Genomic DNA, 16,578 nt, shown 5'->3' with positions numbered 1-16,578 from the left:
CTTTCAATTAAAACACCGCAAGGAAAAAGCAATGAACAAGAACACATGGATCGGCGCAGCACTGGTGCTCTGCGCATTACCCGGAATCAGCCAGGCGCGCGACACCACTCACTACCTGCCATTCGATCAGGTAGTGGCCGAGGCAACGGCCTCAGGCAAACTCGACGGCAGCGTGAAGTTCTACCTGGCTGGCAAGACACCCAATGGGGTCCAAGTCATCCGCCGGGACGTTACCACCAGCAAGAAAACCAACGCGTTCAACAAAACTGACGAGGGTGCCTGCAGCTGGGCAATGCAATCGGCGCTGATCGGCATGCAGCAGGCCGCCAAGGCGGCTGGCGCCAATGCCGTGGTGGACATCGCCAGCAATTACAAGCACGTCGAATACAAAGACAGCCAGAAGTACGAGTGCCATGCCGGCGCGATCATGGCCGGGGTTGCGATCAAGGGCAACCTGGCGAAGGTCAAGTAAAGCCCGCAGCGCTCGGGGCCGTACAACGAAACCGAGCGCTGCACCCGGCGCGCGAGACGACGATCGAGTTGTCTTCCTTGCCGAACGAATAACTGGACCGGCGAGTCAACAGAAGCAGAACCTTCCACTTCAAGGAGCTGCCCATGTTTGGCAAGTCAACGCACAAGTTCGAAATCAACTACCTCTTCCAGAACGATCCGCGTAACCACGTCATTGATTCGGAAGAAGAACGCATGTCGCAGGCCAGTGCCGCTCGGCATCTCATCGAGCTTCACAACGGCGACGCCGAAAACAGCCTGGTGATGCCGGAGGCGGGAGCTGACGAGGGCAAGATACTTGAACAGGCCGAAGTCATCGGTATTACCGATATCCGCGTAACCAAACTGGTTCACGAACATGAACCAGGGACTACGCCAGGTCACTATCAACAGCCCTGAGCGAAAGCATGAACAAAAAAAAAGAGCCGCTTTAAGCGGCTCTTTTTTTGGCAACGAATCAGCGGTGGTATTGCGCCGAGAGCTCGTGAACCGACTCGATGAAGGCGCCAGCGTGAGCCGGATCGACTTCCGGGGTAATGCCGTGACCCAGGTTGAATACATGCCCGTTGCCATGACCGAAGCTGGCCAGGATGCGCCCGACCTCGGCACGAATGGCATCCGGCTTGGCGAACAGCACGCTGGGATCCATATTGCCCTGTAGCGCGACCTTGTCGCCCACTCGCGCCCGCGCATTGCCGATATCGCATGTCCAGTCGAGGCCCAGCGCTTCAGCTCCGGTATCTGCCATGGTTTCCAGCCACAACCCACCGCCTTTGGTGAACAGAATCACCGGCACACGGCGACCATCCTGTTCACGGATCAGCCCATCGACGATCTTCTGCATATAGGCCAGGGAGAACTCCTGATATGCGGCGGCAGAAAGGCTGCCACCCCACGAATCGAAAATCTGCACTGCCTGGGCACCGGCGAGAATCTGCCCGTTGAGGTAGCTGGTCACCGACTGCGCGAGCTTATCCAGTAGCGCATGCATCGCTTGGGGATTTTCGTAGAGCATGGCTTTGGACTTGCGGAAGTCCTTCGACGAACCGCCCTCGACCATATAGGTTGCCAAGGTCCAAGGGCTTCCGGAAAAGCCGATCAGCGGTACGCGGCCGTTAAGCTCGCGGCGAATGGTGCGTACCGCGTCCATCACGTAACCCAGGTCTTTCTCGGGATCCGGAACCGGCAACGCTTCGATATCGGCCATGTTGCTGACGACTTTCTTGAACCGTGGCCCTTCGCCTGTCTCGAAGTACAGCCCCAGACCCATCGCGTCCGGCACGGTGAGGATGTCGGAGAACAGGATCGCCGCATCCAGCGGGTAGCGCTCGAGCGGCTGAAGGGTGACTTCACAGGCCAGTTCGGGATTCATGCACAGGCTCATGAAGTCGCCCGCCTTGCTGCGGCTAGCCCGGTATTCCGGGAGGTAGCGCCCGGCCTGTCGCATCATCCACACCGGGGTGACGTCGACAGGTTGCTTGAGCAAGGCGCGGAGAAAGCGATCATTCTTCAAGGCAGTCATGTCTGGGTTCCAGCGAAAAAGTGGCGGCATTGTCGCAAAGCAGAAAACAAAAGGCACGGCGAGCGCCGTGCCTTTTATCTATGGGCTTGATTCTGGTCAGGCTTTTCCGGCGTAGCGGCGCGCCCGTTCGGCGGGTCAGAGAAGCATGACCCGCCTTCCAAATCAAACTTCGAGATAGTCGAGGATGCCTTCTGCAGCCTGACGGCCTTCGAAGATCGCCGTCACCACCAGATCGGAGCCGCGCACCATATCGCCACCTGCAAAGATTTTTGGATTGCTGGTCTGGTGTTTGAACTGCCCCATCTCCGGTGCTACGACGCGGCCCTGGTTGTCGGTCTGGATGGCCTGCCCTTCGAACCAGTCGGCCGGGCTCGGACGGAAGCCGAACGCAATCACTACGGCATCGGCAGGCAGCACTTCCTCGGAACCGGGAATCGGCTCGGGGCTGCGACGGCCACGGGCATCCGGCGCGCCAAGACGCGTCTCGACGACCTTGACACCTTCAACTTTGCCTTCGCCGACAATGGCGATGGGTTGCCGGTTGAAGAGGAACTTAACGCCCTCCTCCTTGGCGTTCTTCACTTCCTTGCGCGAGCCTGGCATGTTCGCCGCGTCACGACGGTAAGCGCAGGTCACGCTCTTGGCGCCTTGGCGAATGGAGGTGCGGTTGCAGTCCATGGCCGTGTCGCCACCGCCCAGAACCACGACTCTCTTGCCTTTCATGTCGACGAAGTCTTCCGGCGACTTCTCGAACCCGAGGTTGCGGTTGACGTTCGCGATCAGGAAGTCCAGCGCATCGTGGACGCCAGGAAGGTCTTCACCGGGGAAGCCTCCCTTCATGTAGGTGTAGGTGCCCATGCCCATGAACACGGCGTCGTAGTCGGCGAGCAACTGGTCGATGGTCACGTCCTTGCCCACTTCGGTGTTCAGGCGGAACTCGATCCCCATCCCGGTGAAGATTTCACGGCGACGGCTGAGGACCGTCTTCTCCAGCTTGAACTCCGGAATACCAAAGGTCAGCAATCCGCCGATTTCCGGATTCTTGTCGAACACCACCGGGGCCACGCCGCTGCGCACCAGTACGTCAGCACAGCCCAGACCGGCAGGGCCAGCCCCGATGATGGCGACTTTTTTGCCGGTCGGCTTGACCTTGGACATGTCTGGACGCCAGCCCATGGCGAAGGCGGTGTCGGCGATGTACTTTTCCACCGAGCCAATGGTGACCGCGCCGAAACCGTCATTCAGCGTACAGGCACCCTCGCACAGGCGATCCTGCGGGCAGACGCGCCCGCAGACTTCCGGCAGGGTATTGGTCTGGTGCGCCAGTTCGGCCGCGGCGAGGATGTTGCCTTCCGAAACCAGCTTTAGCCAGTTGGGAATGTAGTTGTGAACCGGGCACTTCCACTCGCAGTAGGGGTTGCCGCAACCCAGGCAGCGGTGGGCCTGCTCGCAGGCCTGCTGCGGCTTGAACGGTTCATAGATCTCGACGAACTCTTTCTTGCGCTGTCGCAGCAGCTTTTTCTTCGGATCCTTGCGCCCGACTTCGATGAACTGGAAGTCGTTATTCAGACGTTCAGTCATTTCAAAACCTCTTAGCGGCAGCCGCAAGCCCAAGGCTGCAGACTGCGTGACAATCACGGAGCGGGGCAAGCCTCGGGCATCTTGCCGAGGCTTGCCGCTTGAACCTGCTTTTTATTGGGGGTTGGCCCGAGTGCTCGACAGCAGTGACGCCAGGTTGGCCGCCTTTGGCTTCACCAGCCAGAAACGACGCAGATAGTCGTCGAGGTTTTCCAGGAGTTTCGCGCCCCATGCGCTGCCGGTTTCGGCGACATATTCGCGCAGCACTTCCTGTAGATGGCTACGGTGGGCTTCCATGGCCTCACCTGTGATCCGCTGCAGGTTGACCAGCTCGTTGTTCACCCGGTCGACGAAGCTGTTGTCCATGTCCAGAACATAGGCGAAACCGCCGGTCATACCGGAGCCGAAGTTATAGCCGGTCTTGCCGAGGACACAGACAAAACCGCCGGTCATGTACTCACAGCAATGATCGCCGGTGCCTTCCACAACCGCATGGGCGCCAGAGTTACGCACGGCAAAACGCTCACCCGCGGTACCCGCAGCGAACAACTTGCCGCCCGTGGCGCCATACAGACAGGTATTGCCAACGATGGCCGAATGCTGCGATTCGAAAACGCTGCTCTTGGGCTGGGTAACCACTAGTTTGCCACCGGTCATGCCTTTACCGACGTAATCGTTGGCATCCCCTTCCAGATACAGATGCAAGCCGCCCGCGTTCCAGACGCCGAAGCTCTGACCGGCGGTGCCCTTGAAGCGGAAGGTGATCGGCGCGTCCTTCATGCCCTGGTTGCCATGCACCTGGGCGATCTCGCCGGAGACACGGGCGCCGATGGAGCGATCGCAATTGCAGATGTCCAGTTCGAACTCACCGCCGCTCTTGGCATCAATGGCAGCACGAGCGAGTTTGACCATTTCCTCGGCCAGCAACCCCTGATCGAACGGTGGGTTCTTCTCTACCTCACAGAACTGCGGCTTGTCGGCCGGAATGTGATCGCTGCCGAGCAACGGCGACAGATCCAGATGGTTCTGCTTGGCAGTTTCACCTGGCAGCAGCTCGAGCAGATCGGTACGCCCGATCAGTTCCTGCAGGGTGCGCACACCAAGCCGAGCCAGCCACTCGCGGGTTTCCTCGGCGACGAAGGTGAAGAAGTTGACCACCATGTCGACCGTGCCGATGAAATGGTCTTTGCGTAGCTGATCGTTCTGCGTGGCGATACCGGTGGCGCAGTTGTTCAGATGGCAAATACGCAGGTACTTGCAACCCAGCGCAATCATCGGGGCGGTGCCGAAACCGAAGCTCTCGGCGCCGAGAATAGCGGCTTTGACCACGTCCAGGCCGGTCTTCAGCCCGCCGTCGGTCTGTACGCGAACCTTACCCCGCAGGTCGTTGCCACGCAGGGTCTGGTGCGTTTCGGCCAGACCGAGTTCCCAGGGGGAGCCGGCATAACGAATGGAGGTCAACGGCGAGGCGCCTGTGCCACCGTCGTAGCCGGAGATGGTGATCAGGTCGGCGTAGGCCTTGGCAACGCCAGCGGCAATGGTGCCGACCCCAGGTTCGGCCACCAGCTTGACCGAAACCAGCGCCTTGGGATTGACCTGCTTGAGGTCGAAGATCAGCTGGGCCAGATCCTCGATCGAATAAATGTCGTGGTGCGGCGGTGGCGAAATAAGCGTGACGCCCGGCACCGCGTAACGCAGCTTGGCGATCAGGCCGTTGACCTTACCACCCGGCAGCTGGCCACCTTCGCCGGGCTTGGCACCCTGCGCGACTTTGATCTGCAGCACTTCGGCGTTGACCAGGTATTCAGGCGTGACACCGAAGCGGCCAGTGGCCACCTGTTTGATCTTCGAGCTGCGCTCGGTGCGATAACGCGCGGGATCTTCGCCGCCCTCACCGGAATTTGAGCGTGCGCCAATGCGATTCATCGCCGCGGCAATCGCCTCGTGCGCTTCCGGGGACAGCGCGCCGAGCGAAATGCCGGCGGAGTCGAAACGCTTGAGGATCTTCTCGAGCGGCTCGACTTCTTCAAGCGCCAGTGGCTGACCAGACACCTTCAGTTTGAGCAGGTCGCGCAGCATCGCGGCCGGACGCTGGTCGACCAGTGCGGTGTATTCCTTGAAGCGGCTGTAGTCACCTTCCTGCACGGCGACCTGCAACGCCGCTACGACGTCGGGGTTGTAGGCGTGGTATTCACCACCGTAGACGAACTTCAGCAAGCCGCCCTGCTGGATCGGCTTGCGTGCACTCCAGGCCTCGGTCGCTAGAGCCTTCTGCTCGGCTTCCAGATCAGCATACCGAGCGCCCTTGATACGGCTGGCGACCCCACGGAAACTGACATCGACAATCTCGTCCGCCAGACCCACGGCCTCGAACAGCTGGGCGCCACGGTACGAGGTGATGGTCGAGATGCCCATCTTCGAGATGATTTTCAGCAGGCCCTTGGAGATCCCCTTGCGATAGTGCTTGAACACCTCGTAGAGATCACCGAGCACTTCGCCAGTACGGATCAGGTCGCCAAGCACTTCGAACGCCAGGAACGGATAGACTGCAGTCGCACCGAAACCGATCAGAACGGCAAAATGATGTGGGTCGCGTGCAGTGGCGGTTTCCACCAGAATATTGCAGTCGCAGCGCAGGCCTGTTTCGATCAGGCGGTGGTGCACCGCACCTACGGCCAGCGATGCATGCACCGGCAGCTTGCCCGGCTGGATATTGCGGTCGCTGAGGATCAGCATGACCTTGCCGCTGCGCACGGCCTCTTCAGCTTGGTCAGCGATATTGCGAACCGCAGCTTCCAGGCCGAAGGACTCTTCGTAGTTGAGGTCGATCAGATGGCGCTCGAAACCTGGACGATCGAGTTCCATGATTGTCCGCCACTTGGCCGGAGAGATTACTGGCGTGGTCAGGATCGCGCGATTGGCATGATCGGCGGTTTCTTCGAAGACGTTACGCTCTGCGCCGAGGCAGGTTTCCAGTGACATCACGATCGACTCGCGCAGCGGGTCAATCGGCGGGTTGGTGACCTGCGCGAATTGCTGACGGAAGTAGTCGAACGGTGAGCGAACTCGGCGCGACAGCACGGCCATGGGGGTGTCGTCGCCCATGGAGCCGACAGCTTCCTGACCCTGCTCCGCAAGAGGACGCAGAACCTGATCACGCTCTTCGAAGGTGACCTGGAACATCTTCATGTATTGCTTAAGCTGGTCGGCATCGTAAAACGCCGAGCCATGGTCGTTATCGTCCAGGGTCGACTGGATACGCAACGCGTTCTGGCGTAACCAAGTCTTGTACGGATGCTGAGACTTCAGACGGTTATCGATGTCATCGGTATGCAATACCTGTCCGGTTTCGGTATCCACCGCCAGGATCTGCCCCGGCCCGACACGACCCTTGGCGATCACGTCTTCCGGCTTGTAATCCCAGACACCCACTTCGGAAGCCAGAGTGATGTAGCCGTTCGTTGTCGTAACCCAGCGCGCAGGGCGCAGACCATTGCGGTCGAGCAGGCAGATCGCATGGCGGCCATCGGTGAGCACTACGCCCGCAGGACCGTCCCAAGGCTCCATGTGCATGGAGTTGAATTCATAGAAGGCGCGCAGATCGGGATCCATCGTCTCGACGTTCTGCCAGGCCGGAGGAATGATCATGCGCAGGCCACGGAACAAATCCATACCGCCGGTGACCAACAGCTCCAGCATATTGTCCATGCTTGAGGAGTCGGAGCCCGTACGGTTGACCAGCGGATCGAGGGCTTCCAGGTCCGGAAGCAGCTCATTGGCAAACTTCAGTCGGCGCGCCTGCGCCCAGTTGCGGTTACCGGTGATGGTGTTGATCTCGCCGTTATGAGCGAGGAAACGGAACGGTTGAGCCAACGGCCATTGCGGCATCGTGTTGGTGGAGAAGCGCTGATGGAACACGCAGATGGCCGTGGCCAGACGCTCATCGCCGAGATCGGGATAGAACTGCGCCAGGTCCGCCGGCATCATCAAACCTTTGTAGATGATGTCTTTATCGGAGAGGCTGCAGACGTAGAATTCCTTGTCATCTGCGAGGGCAACTTCGGCACGGCGACGAGCGAAGAACAGCTTGATGCCGAAATCTCGCTCAGACAGGCCTTCCGCAGCGACGAATACCTGTTCGATGCGCGGCAGGCGCTCCAAGGCGAGACGGCCCAAAACGGTGGTATCGACTGGAACCTCACGCCAGCCAACCAGGGTCAGTCCCTGGGCAGCAATCTGTTCGTTGAGGCTGGTCCGGGCCGTTTCCGCCTTGGCCGCATCCTGGCTGAGGAAGATCATCCCGACGGCGTAATGCGCCGGCAGATCGGCATCGAAATGCTGCTTGGCCATGGCGCGAAGAAACGCGTCAGGCTTCTGCATCAGCAGGCCGCAACCATCGCCGGTCTTACCGTCAGCGTTGATGCCGCCCCGGTGAGTCATGCAGGTGAGTGATTGAATTGCGGTCTGAAGCAGGTGATGGCTTGCCTCGCCTTGCATGTGGGCGATCAGACCGAAGCCGCAGTTATCCTTGAACTCTTCAGGACGAAACAGACCTGCTCTCATAGGCACTCCACCAGCTAAATGCGTTGTAAATCAACCCCTTATTGACGGCGCACAGAATCGCCCCGTCATACACGTGGGCAAAAGGGGGAGCAGTTTACAAAGCCCGGTAGAGCGACACAATTTTATTTTTGCAAGCCCCAAAATGGGGCATTGCGCACTATTTTGGAGCGCTCACTGGCGAGTCGGCGATATTTCCTGTTGGACGCTCGTGAAACTCCGCACCCAGGGCTTACCAGCCTGCAGCGAGGGCGGCAATTTCTTGATGGCCTCCAACGCAGCATTGCGACTGGGGAAACTGCCGTAGGTCACAACATACAGAGGCCTACCCTCATGCTGCTTGACGAAATAACGGAAATCGTCACCTTGCTGTTTAACCAATGCCTCAGCGTTCGCTTGGGTCCGCGTACCCAGCACCTGAACCAAATAGTTGGTTTTGGGCTGGCTGGCGTACCAGTTCGCAGGGGCGGGAGGCGCATCCGCAACAACTTGACGCACAGGCTCCTGCGGCACCTCGGCTACACGATTGGGCTGAGCGGCTGGAGGCTCCACTGCCACCGGGGCGGCGATTTCTGCAGGCGCTTGGATAGTGTCGTCAGCCAGTTCCTTAACAGGCGCCGGCTCCTCGATAGCCTGTGTCGATGAATCATCCGCCTCGGCACTACCAGCAGCAGCAAGTGGCTCTCGGATAACCGGTTGAGCAGGCGGCACCGGGACGATCTCCGACGCCGTATCGGCCTCCTCGTCAAGCGCCTCGGTTACCGGGGCCGTCCCCAGCGGCAATGTGGTGGTAACAGGCGTTGCTGACGAGTCATTCGAGTCACGCATCAGCAAGGTGATCAAGACGATAAAAAAAACGACGACGACCAGCGCCAGCACGTGCTTCATGGGTAGCGGCAAACTCCATCCAGCCGACTTCCGACGCCCTTTCGACTGCTGCATCGCCTCAAGAAGCTCCTCTCTAGCGGTCTGGTTTATAGCCCCCGGCCAACCGCCGGAATCGACATGAATTCGCTCGACCTGCTCTTCAGTGAAACAATCCAGCCCAGACCCAGCCCCTTCGAGGCGCAGCGCGAGATACTCCCGAGTTTCATCTTGCTCGTACGGTTGAAGCGCAATCACATGGAAGCGCTCTTCACCTTCTACCAACGCCTCCAGACGCGCCACCAGCGCATGCTCACCGAAGAGAAAAACGTGCGGCCGCCCTTCAGGGCTACCCTGAGCGAGTCGCAGCAAGGTTTCGACGGCCGCCCCCGTAAGCCGTTCGGCATCATCGACCAGCAGATACACTTCCTGACCGGTCAACGCCAATTGAATAATCTGCGCCATGATCGAGTCGAAGTCGGCGCGCTGACTGCCAAGCGCTTGAGCGATCTGCTGCAAAAGAATGTTCGAATCGAGCGTTTCCTGGGGCGAGATGACCACGCTCTGAACCGCCTGCTTGTTGCTGCTGGCCACAAGGGCCTGACGCACCAGTGTTTTGCCGCTACCCTCGGGGCCCGTCACTACCAGCAGCAACTGGCTGTAGCGAGCAAGGTGATGCAACTGCCCAAGCACTGGCTTGCGCTGAGCTGGGAAGAACTTGAAGCCGGGTACGCGTGCAGCAAAGGGATCATGACTGAACCCGTAATGATTCAGATACGAATCGTCGGCAGACAAACTGGACATGGATATCTCTTAGGTTCTGACTATTGCGTAAGCGCGTCGTAGTTGACGCTCAATGTGGCCTCTAGCACCTCACGGGGGAAGTCGCCAGTCACCACGGCTTCGCCCAGGCGCTTGAGCAGCACCAATCGCAACTGGCCGTTAAGCACTTTCTTGTCGACTGCCATGTGCTTTAGGAAATCCTCAGCATTCATGTCGGCTGGAGGCACGACTGGCAAACCGGCACGCGACAGCAAGCGTACTGCGCGGTCTCGCTCAGCGGCACTAATCCACCCCAGCCGGCTCGACATTTCGAGGGCCATGACCGTGCCCGCCGAGACCGCCTCGCCGTGCAGCCATACTCCATAGCCCTGATGGGTCTCGATGGCATGGCCGAACGTATGACCAAGATTGAGCGTGGCACGAATGCCTGCCTCTCGCTCGTCCGCCCCAACCACCTTGGCCTTCGCCTCACAGGAACGTTTTATTGCCTCGGTAAGGGCGGCTTGATCCAACGCTCGAAGCCTGTCGACATTCTCCTCAAGCCAGCCGAGAAACGGCTCATCACAGATCAATCCGTATTTGATGACCTCGGCTAGTCCGGCGGACAACTCGCGCGCCGGCAGAGTGACCAAAGTGGAAGTGTCGATCAGCACTGCCTGCGGTTGGTAGAACGCACCGATCATGTTCTTGCCGAGCGGATGGTTGATACCCGTCTTGCCGCCCACCGAGGAATCGACTTGAGATAGCAGAGTTGTCGGAACCTGAATGAAGTCGACGCCTCGCTGGTAGCTGGCCGCTGCGAAACCGGCCATATCGCCGATCACGCCGCCACCCAGCGCGACGATCGTGGTGTTGCGATCATGCCTAGCCGAGAGCAACGCATCAAAGATCAACTGCAGGGTCTGCCAGTTCTTTTGCGCCTCTCCGTCGGGGAGCACGATCGGAGTCAGCCTGAACTCGCCGAGGCTGCGCGAAAGGCGCTCGAGATAGAGCGGCGCAACGGTGTCATTGGTAACGATTGCTACCTGCTTGCCACGGATATGGCGGGCCAACAGCTCACCCTGATCGATGAGCTGCGCACCAATCATGATCGGGTAGCTTCGCTCGCCGAGATCGACCTGTAGAGTTTGCATGGGGCCCCCATGATTAAAGGGGACTAGGATAGCGCAGATCGGCCCAAGCTTTCACGAGGCCCAGGAGACTGGAGCTGACTGAGGATCTCCTGCACCACTATGCGCGGAGGGCGCTCGTCCGTCTGAATAATGATGTCGGCAATTTCGCGATACAACGGGTCCCGCACAGCCATCAAACCGGTCAGCACCTCGCGGGGGTTCGAAGCTCGCAGCAACGGTCGATTGCGATCCCGGGAGGTACGGTCAAGCTGCTGATCGACCGAAGTGCACAGGTAGATAACGTGCCCCCCTGTGCGCAACACCTCGCGATTGTCCTTTCTAAGCACCGCACCGCCACCCGTTGCCAGCACGACCCCGTGCATTTGGCATAGCTCCTGAATGGCGACGTGTTCCCTCTCCCGAAAACCCTCCTCACCTTCAACATCGAATATCAGCGGAATGCTGGCACCGGTGCGCTGCTCGATCTCCTTGTCGGAGTCCCGAAAGGGGAGACGAAGCTCCTTGGCAAGCAGGCGTCCGATGGTGCTTTTTCCAGCCCCCATCGGACCCACGAGAATGATATTCGGCATCAACTATTTTAACGACTGGCTTGAATCGCCTGATTATTCATGATCCGTGGAGTTATGAATACCAGTAGCTCGGACTTTCTGTCCTGTACTAGATCACGGCGAAATACACGACCCACGAAGGGCAAATCACCTAGAAACGGAACCTTATCGACCGACTTGCTCTGCGTATTGGAGAACACACCACCAATGACAATCGTCTCCCCATCGGTCACCAACACCTTGGCATTGACCTCATTCTTGCGAATTGACGGGATACCGCCAGTGCTAGCGGCTTGAGAGAAGTCCGGCTCGTCCTTGGTGACCTTGACCTCCATGATGATGCGGTTGTCAGGAGTAATCTGCGGCGTGACCTCCAAGGACAACGCGGCCTCCTTGAAAGAGGTGCTGGTGGCGCCGCTGGAGCTTGCTTCCTGGTAAGGAACCTCAGAACCTTTAAGAATTTTGGCAGTTTCCTTATCAGCGGTAACGACTTTCGGCTGGGAAACCACCTCACCATTGCCCGTCTTTTCCATAGCTGAGAGCTGGAGGTCGAGGATGGCGTTGTTCGTGACAAAGCCTAGACCGATGCCAGATGTAGCACCGATGGCTCCCATATCAACGAATGGCAAGTTAAGCGGCGTCTCGCGTATACCCGGGTAGCGGCCGACCTGCCCCTCGTCCCCATCCTCTACGCCCAGTTTGCCGCCTTTGCCCCAAGCGTTCCACTTGTCGCCGGCCCAAAGATTTCCACCCCAACGAACACCGAGGCTCTTGTCATAATCGACATTAGCTTCGACGATCCGAGCCTCGATCATCACTTGGCGCACCGGAATGTCGAGCTGAGCAACGATACGGCGCAGCTCGTCAAGACGCTCCTGGGTCTGGTAGGCGATGATGTTGTTGGTGCGGTCGTCAACCGCAATCGAACCACGATCCTCGCTGTCGCCACCTTTATCGGTGACCGACTGGAATAAGCGCGCGATGTCTGAAGCCTTGGCATAGTTCACCTGTACGACCTCGCGACGCAGCGGTGCGAGTTCGGCGATCTGGCGCTGCGACTCCAACTCTTGACGCTCCCGCGCGGCAATCTCGTCTGCCGGCGCCACCAGCAGAACATTCCCCACCTGGCGCTTGTCGAGACCTTTGGTTTTCAGCACCAGGTCCAGCGCCTGATCCCAGGGTACGTTCTGCAAACGTAGAGTGATATTGCCCTGTACGGTATCGCTAGCCACTAGGTTTAGGTCAGTAAAATCTGCAATCAACTGCAGAACAGAACGAACGTCAATGTCCTGGAAATTCAGAGACAGCTTCTCACCGGAATAGGTGAAATGTTCGGCCTTGCGTTGCTCGGCATCTGCCTCGCTAAGCGGCTTGACGCTAATGGTCAGCTTGTCGTCGGTCTGGTACGCCAGGTAGTCGTATCGACCGCTGGGCTCGATAGCAATACTGGCGCCATCGGCCTTGCTGCTCGAATCGACAAACTTAACTGGCGTGGCAAAGTCTTGGACATCCAGCCGAACACGCAGCGATTCCGGCAACTGCGTCTTGGCGAAGGAAACTCGAATTTTACCGCCTTGCTCTTCAATACTTGGACTGATCGAAGGGTCAGACAAGGTGATGACTACATTGCCGGCCCCGTCGTCCCCACGGCGAAAATCGATATTGCTGATGGATTTTCCAATAGGCAAGGAAGCGTTTGGTGCGACCGGTTTCGTCGAGACCGCAGGAGCAGCTGAAGCAGCAGCTGAAGCAGCAGCTGGGGCACTAGCGGATTCGCCGAGCACAACGAACAGATTGTTGCCGTCAACACGGGTCGAGTACGGAACCAGAGAAGTGAGATTCACGATGAGTCGGGTCCGCCCCTGCGCCTCCACCACGGTCACGCTTCGCGCATTACCGACACCCAGCTCATGATTTTTCGACCCCAGCTTGCTGGATACGCCTGGCAGATCCAGAGCGATGCGGGCTGGCTGGTCGAGCGTATAGCCACGAGGAGTGGGAACCGGTTCGTCGAAAGCCAGCTTCAGCTCAACGCGGTCACCGGGCAACGATGCGACATCAAGAGAATTCAAATTTGCTGCCAGCAATGCAGGCGAAATGAGCGCTGCCAGCAACGACAAACCGAGACGAGTGAGAGTGGTATTCATAAAAGGCTTCCGTTGTGCAGACCGGTAAAGGTTTTCCATTTTTGCCATGACTCAAGAGCGCTCTTTCAAGGTCAGGCTACGCGGGCGCTCAAGCCACCCACCCTCTCCGTCCGGAACGATTTCAAGCACACCCACCTCGGCTTCGCTGATCTCAACGATACGGCCATGGTTGCGCCCCAGATAGTCACCGACCTTGACTCGGTGAACCCCGTCACCACCTTTGATCAAGGCGTAGTTACCTGCGCCATTGGCCAGCGTGCCAACCATGACGAAGTTTTCAATGTTGAATTCCTCAAGAAACTGCTTGATGCGGCTTTCATCGGGCTTTATGTCCTTTGTCCCTTTCTGCCGCTGAGTCAGATCAATCTTCATAGGCGGCTGGAAGGGATGGCGCAACGACGCCGCGCTGTAGGTAAACGCCTCGTACGGCAGAAACGCTGGAAGGGGCTCGATCGAACCTTTCGGCTTGGCACGCACTTCATTCATGTAACTGCGCAGATCTTCGAAATCGCCGCTAACACCGCACCCAGCCAGCACCACCATGCCCAGGCCCATCGCCACAAGTCGGGCTCCTTTCATTTCTGCAGCCCCTTGTCGTTATAGCGATAGGTCTTTGCCAGGATGCTCATGTGCAGCTTGGAAGACGAATCCTTACTGTTCGGCTTAATCTCGAAATCATGCAGAGTAACGATGCGTGGCAAGCTCGATACGCCGCTGACGAAAGTGGCGAGGTCGTGATAAGCGCCAACGACTTTGATCTGTATCGGCAACTCAATATAGAACTGCTGTGTCACTTCTGGCTGCAGCTTGATTTCTTCGAATTCGAGCCCGCTGCCCAGGCCAGTGCGGGTGATATCCTCAAGCAAACCCGGCACCTCGGTATCACTCGGCAACTGGCGCAGCAGAGCACCAAAAGACGCTTCCATCTCAAGCATCTGCGCCTTGTACGCCTCCAGGTTCGCCGCCTGAAATGCTTTCGTGGAGAACTGTTGCTTGAGCCTATCTTCCTCTGCCACTTGCTGGTCTAGGCTGGCCTGCAAATCACTGAGATAGAAGTAGTAACCACCGCCGAGAATCAGGGCCATCAGCAATATCGCAGCGATGACTTTTACCGCTGCGGGCCAGGACCCCAGGTTGTTCATGTCCAGATCAGACAGATCGACGCTACGGAGACTCTCCATCGAGCTAGCCAAACTCATGGTTTTTCTCCTTCGGCAGCAGCAGCCGGTTGTGTCTGTTGTACCGTTAACTGGAACACGTTCTCCTGGTCGACCGCCCCTGCGGTGACGGCCTTCACTTCGTTCAGGTTCGGTGCATCCAGCCAATCAGAGCCATCCAAATTACGCATCAGGTTAGAGACTCGGTTGTTTGACTCAGCGGCACCAACGATGGCGATGTTCTTCCCGGTCATCTTCAACCCGGTGAAGTAAACGCCATCGGGAAGCGTGCGAACCAGTTGGTCGAATACTCGACCGATGATCGGCCGATTACCCTGCAGGTCCTGGATGATCTTCATCCGCTCGAGCAGTTGTTGCCGACGCTCTCTCAACTCCTTGATTTCTGCGATTCGGGTATCCAGAACAGCAATTTCCTTGCGAACGAAATCATTACGCGCGTTCTGTTGCTCGATTGCATGGGTGAAGTACTGGTCTGCAAGAAACAATAAACCCACTGCCACAACGGCCACCCCGGCCAGCGACACCAGGAAACGCTGTTTACGCTCTTCGCGTAGCTGCTCGCGCCAAGGTAAAAGGTTAATCCGGGCCATCAGTCGAAACTCCTCAAGGCCAACCCACAAGCGATCATCAGGGACGGCGCATCACTGGCGAGAGCGCCAGCGTTGACCTTGCTGCTCAATGCCATATCGGCGAACGGGTTGGCGACTAAAGTCTGGGTTCCGATTTTCTGCTGAATCAGCCGATCCAACCCTGGGATCGATGCCGTGCCGCCTGCCAGGAGAATGTAATCCACATCGTGGAACTGCCCGGCCGCGAAGAAGAACTGCAGAGAGCGCGAAACCTGTTGAACGACCGCCTCCTTGAACGGCTGCAACACTTCGCTGTCGAAGTCGTCTGGGAGGCCTCCCTGTTTCTTGGCCAGGCCCGCCTCTTCCATTGACAACCCATAACGCCGTTGTATTTCCTCGGTGAGCTGACGACCACCGAACAGTTGTTCTCGCGTATAAATAGTACGGCCGTTGTGCAATACGCTAAGTGTGGTCATGGTCGCACCGATGTCGACGAGCGCGACGGTCAGCTCGTCATGTCCAGCACCCAACTGGGGCGCCAGCAAGCCATAGGAGCGCTCCAACGCATAGGCTTCGACATCAACGACCTTTGCCGTCAGCCCCGCCAAGGCGAGCGCCGCTTCACGTATTTCCACGTTTTCCTTGCGGCACGCTGCCAGTAACACTTCAACCCGACCAGGCGAACGAGGGGCAGGACCCTGCACCTCGAAGTCGATGGCGACCTCTTCGAGAGGGTAGGGAATGTACTGGTCAGCTTCGATCTTCAACTGGTTTTCCAGCTCTTCGTCGCTGAGCCCGGCTTCCATCTCGATGCTTTTAGTGATGACCGCCGAACCAGATACCGCTACAGCAGCCGACTTGACGCCAGTTTTTGCCTTGCCTAACAGTCGGGAAAGCGCCTGCCCCACGCCCTCCAGCTCAGCGATGTTTTTTTCAACCACAGCATTTGGCGGGAGTGGCTCAACCGCATAGGACTCAACCCGATACCGGGAACCTGAGCGGCTTAATTCCAGTAGCTTGACGGACGTCGAACTGATGTCGATCCCAAGCAGCGTGTTCGCTTTCTTAGTGAATAGCCCTAGCACGGCTGATTTCCTATCTCTATCCGCTACTTACGGATTAATTATGTATGTCAGCATTAGATAACAGCCTTGACAGAAGCGCAAATGGCTCCCCTACAGAAAAA

Annotated in this window: 13 protein-coding genes; 2 read left to right on the top strand and 11 right to left on the bottom strand. The window is 58.2% G+C overall.

Features of this window, described 5'->3' with window-relative positions:
- Nucleotides 1-31 precede the first annotated feature (31 nt).
- Entirely contained in the window at nt 32-472 is a 441-nt protein-coding gene (locus ACQKEK_RS15185; RefSeq protein ID WP_499143639.1) for an excinuclease, read from the top strand.
- A gap of 143 nt (nt 473-615) precedes the next feature.
- Nucleotides 616-909: a hypothetical protein gene (locus ACQKEK_RS15180; RefSeq protein WP_046162901.1), complete on the top strand. Its 294-nt coding sequence runs from the start codon at nt 616-618 to the stop codon at nt 907-909.
- 58 nt (nt 910-967) lie between these two features.
- Here the strand turns inward: ACQKEK_RS15180 and hemE are convergent, their stop codons facing one another.
- The 11 genes from hemE to ACQKEK_RS15125 form a co-directional block, all read right to left on the bottom strand.
- Complete coding sequence (gene hemE, locus ACQKEK_RS15175; RefSeq protein ID WP_127838322.1) at nt 968-2,032, bottom strand: uroporphyrinogen decarboxylase; 1,065 nt, start codon at nt 2,030-2,032, stop codon at nt 968-970.
- 162 nt (nt 2,033-2,194) lie between these two features.
- Entirely contained in the window at nt 2,195-3,613 is a 1,419-nt protein-coding gene (locus ACQKEK_RS15170; RefSeq protein ID WP_046162902.1) for an FAD-dependent oxidoreductase, read from the bottom strand.
- Nucleotides 3,614-3,724: 111 nt separating this feature from the next.
- Complete coding sequence (gene gltB / locus ACQKEK_RS15165) at nt 3,725-8,173, bottom strand: glutamate synthase large subunit (RefSeq protein WP_499143638.1); 4,449 nt, start codon at nt 8,171-8,173, stop codon at nt 3,725-3,727.
- Nucleotides 8,174-8,344: 171 nt separating this feature from the next.
- Complete coding sequence (locus tag ACQKEK_RS15160; RefSeq protein ID WP_499143637.1) at nt 8,345-9,838, bottom strand: AAA family ATPase; 1,494 nt, start codon at nt 9,836-9,838, stop codon at nt 8,345-8,347.
- A gap of 20 nt (nt 9,839-9,858) precedes the next feature.
- Complete coding sequence (aroB, locus tag ACQKEK_RS15155; protein WP_499143636.1) at nt 9,859-10,950, bottom strand: 3-dehydroquinate synthase; 1,092 nt, start codon at nt 10,948-10,950, stop codon at nt 9,859-9,861.
- Between the two features lie 23 nt (nt 10,951-10,973).
- Entirely contained in the window at nt 10,974-11,519 is a 546-nt protein-coding gene (gene aroK, locus ACQKEK_RS15150; RefSeq protein ID WP_499143635.1) for a shikimate kinase AroK, read from the bottom strand.
- 8 nt (nt 11,520-11,527) lie between these two features.
- On the bottom strand, nt 11,528-13,645 hold the full coding sequence (locus ACQKEK_RS15145) for a type IV pilus secretin PilQ (protein WP_499143634.1): 2,118 nt from the start codon (nt 13,643-13,645) through the stop codon (nt 11,528-11,530).
- A gap of 51 nt (nt 13,646-13,696) precedes the next feature.
- The gene (gene pilP, locus ACQKEK_RS15140) at nt 13,697-14,224 is read right to left on the bottom strand and encodes a type 4a pilus biogenesis lipoprotein PilP (RefSeq protein ID WP_128120281.1); all 528 of its coding nucleotides are present in this window, start codon (nt 14,222-14,224) and stop codon (nt 13,697-13,699) included.
- A complete protein-coding gene (pilO, locus tag ACQKEK_RS15135) occupies nt 14,221-14,844 on the bottom strand; it encodes a type 4a pilus biogenesis protein PilO (RefSeq protein WP_046162909.1) in 624 nt (207 codons plus the stop codon). Before pilO ends, pilP begins: the two co-directional genes overlap by 4 nt.
- Nucleotides 14,841-15,413 (bottom strand): type 4a pilus biogenesis protein PilN, encoded by a 573-nt coding sequence (gene pilN, locus ACQKEK_RS15130; protein ID WP_499143633.1) that lies wholly within the window; start codon nt 15,411-15,413, stop codon nt 14,841-14,843. The genes pilO and pilN overlap by 4 nt, the downstream gene beginning before the upstream one ends.
- Nucleotides 15,413-16,477, bottom strand: a complete 1,065-nt coding sequence (locus tag ACQKEK_RS15125; RefSeq protein ID WP_045430802.1) for a pilus assembly protein PilM — start codon at nt 16,475-16,477, stop codon at nt 15,413-15,415. Before ACQKEK_RS15125 ends, pilN begins: the two co-directional genes overlap by 1 nt.
- Nucleotides 16,478-16,578: the final 101 nt, after the last annotated feature.

Origin of the sequence: Pseudomonas sp. NPDC077408, from assembly GCF_050269105.1 — a bacterium.
Lineage (GTDB): Bacteria > Pseudomonadota > Gammaproteobacteria > Pseudomonadales > Pseudomonadaceae > Stutzerimonas.
Note: the sequence above shows the minus strand (reverse complement) of the source record. Positions and strands in the feature narration are given on the sequence as shown.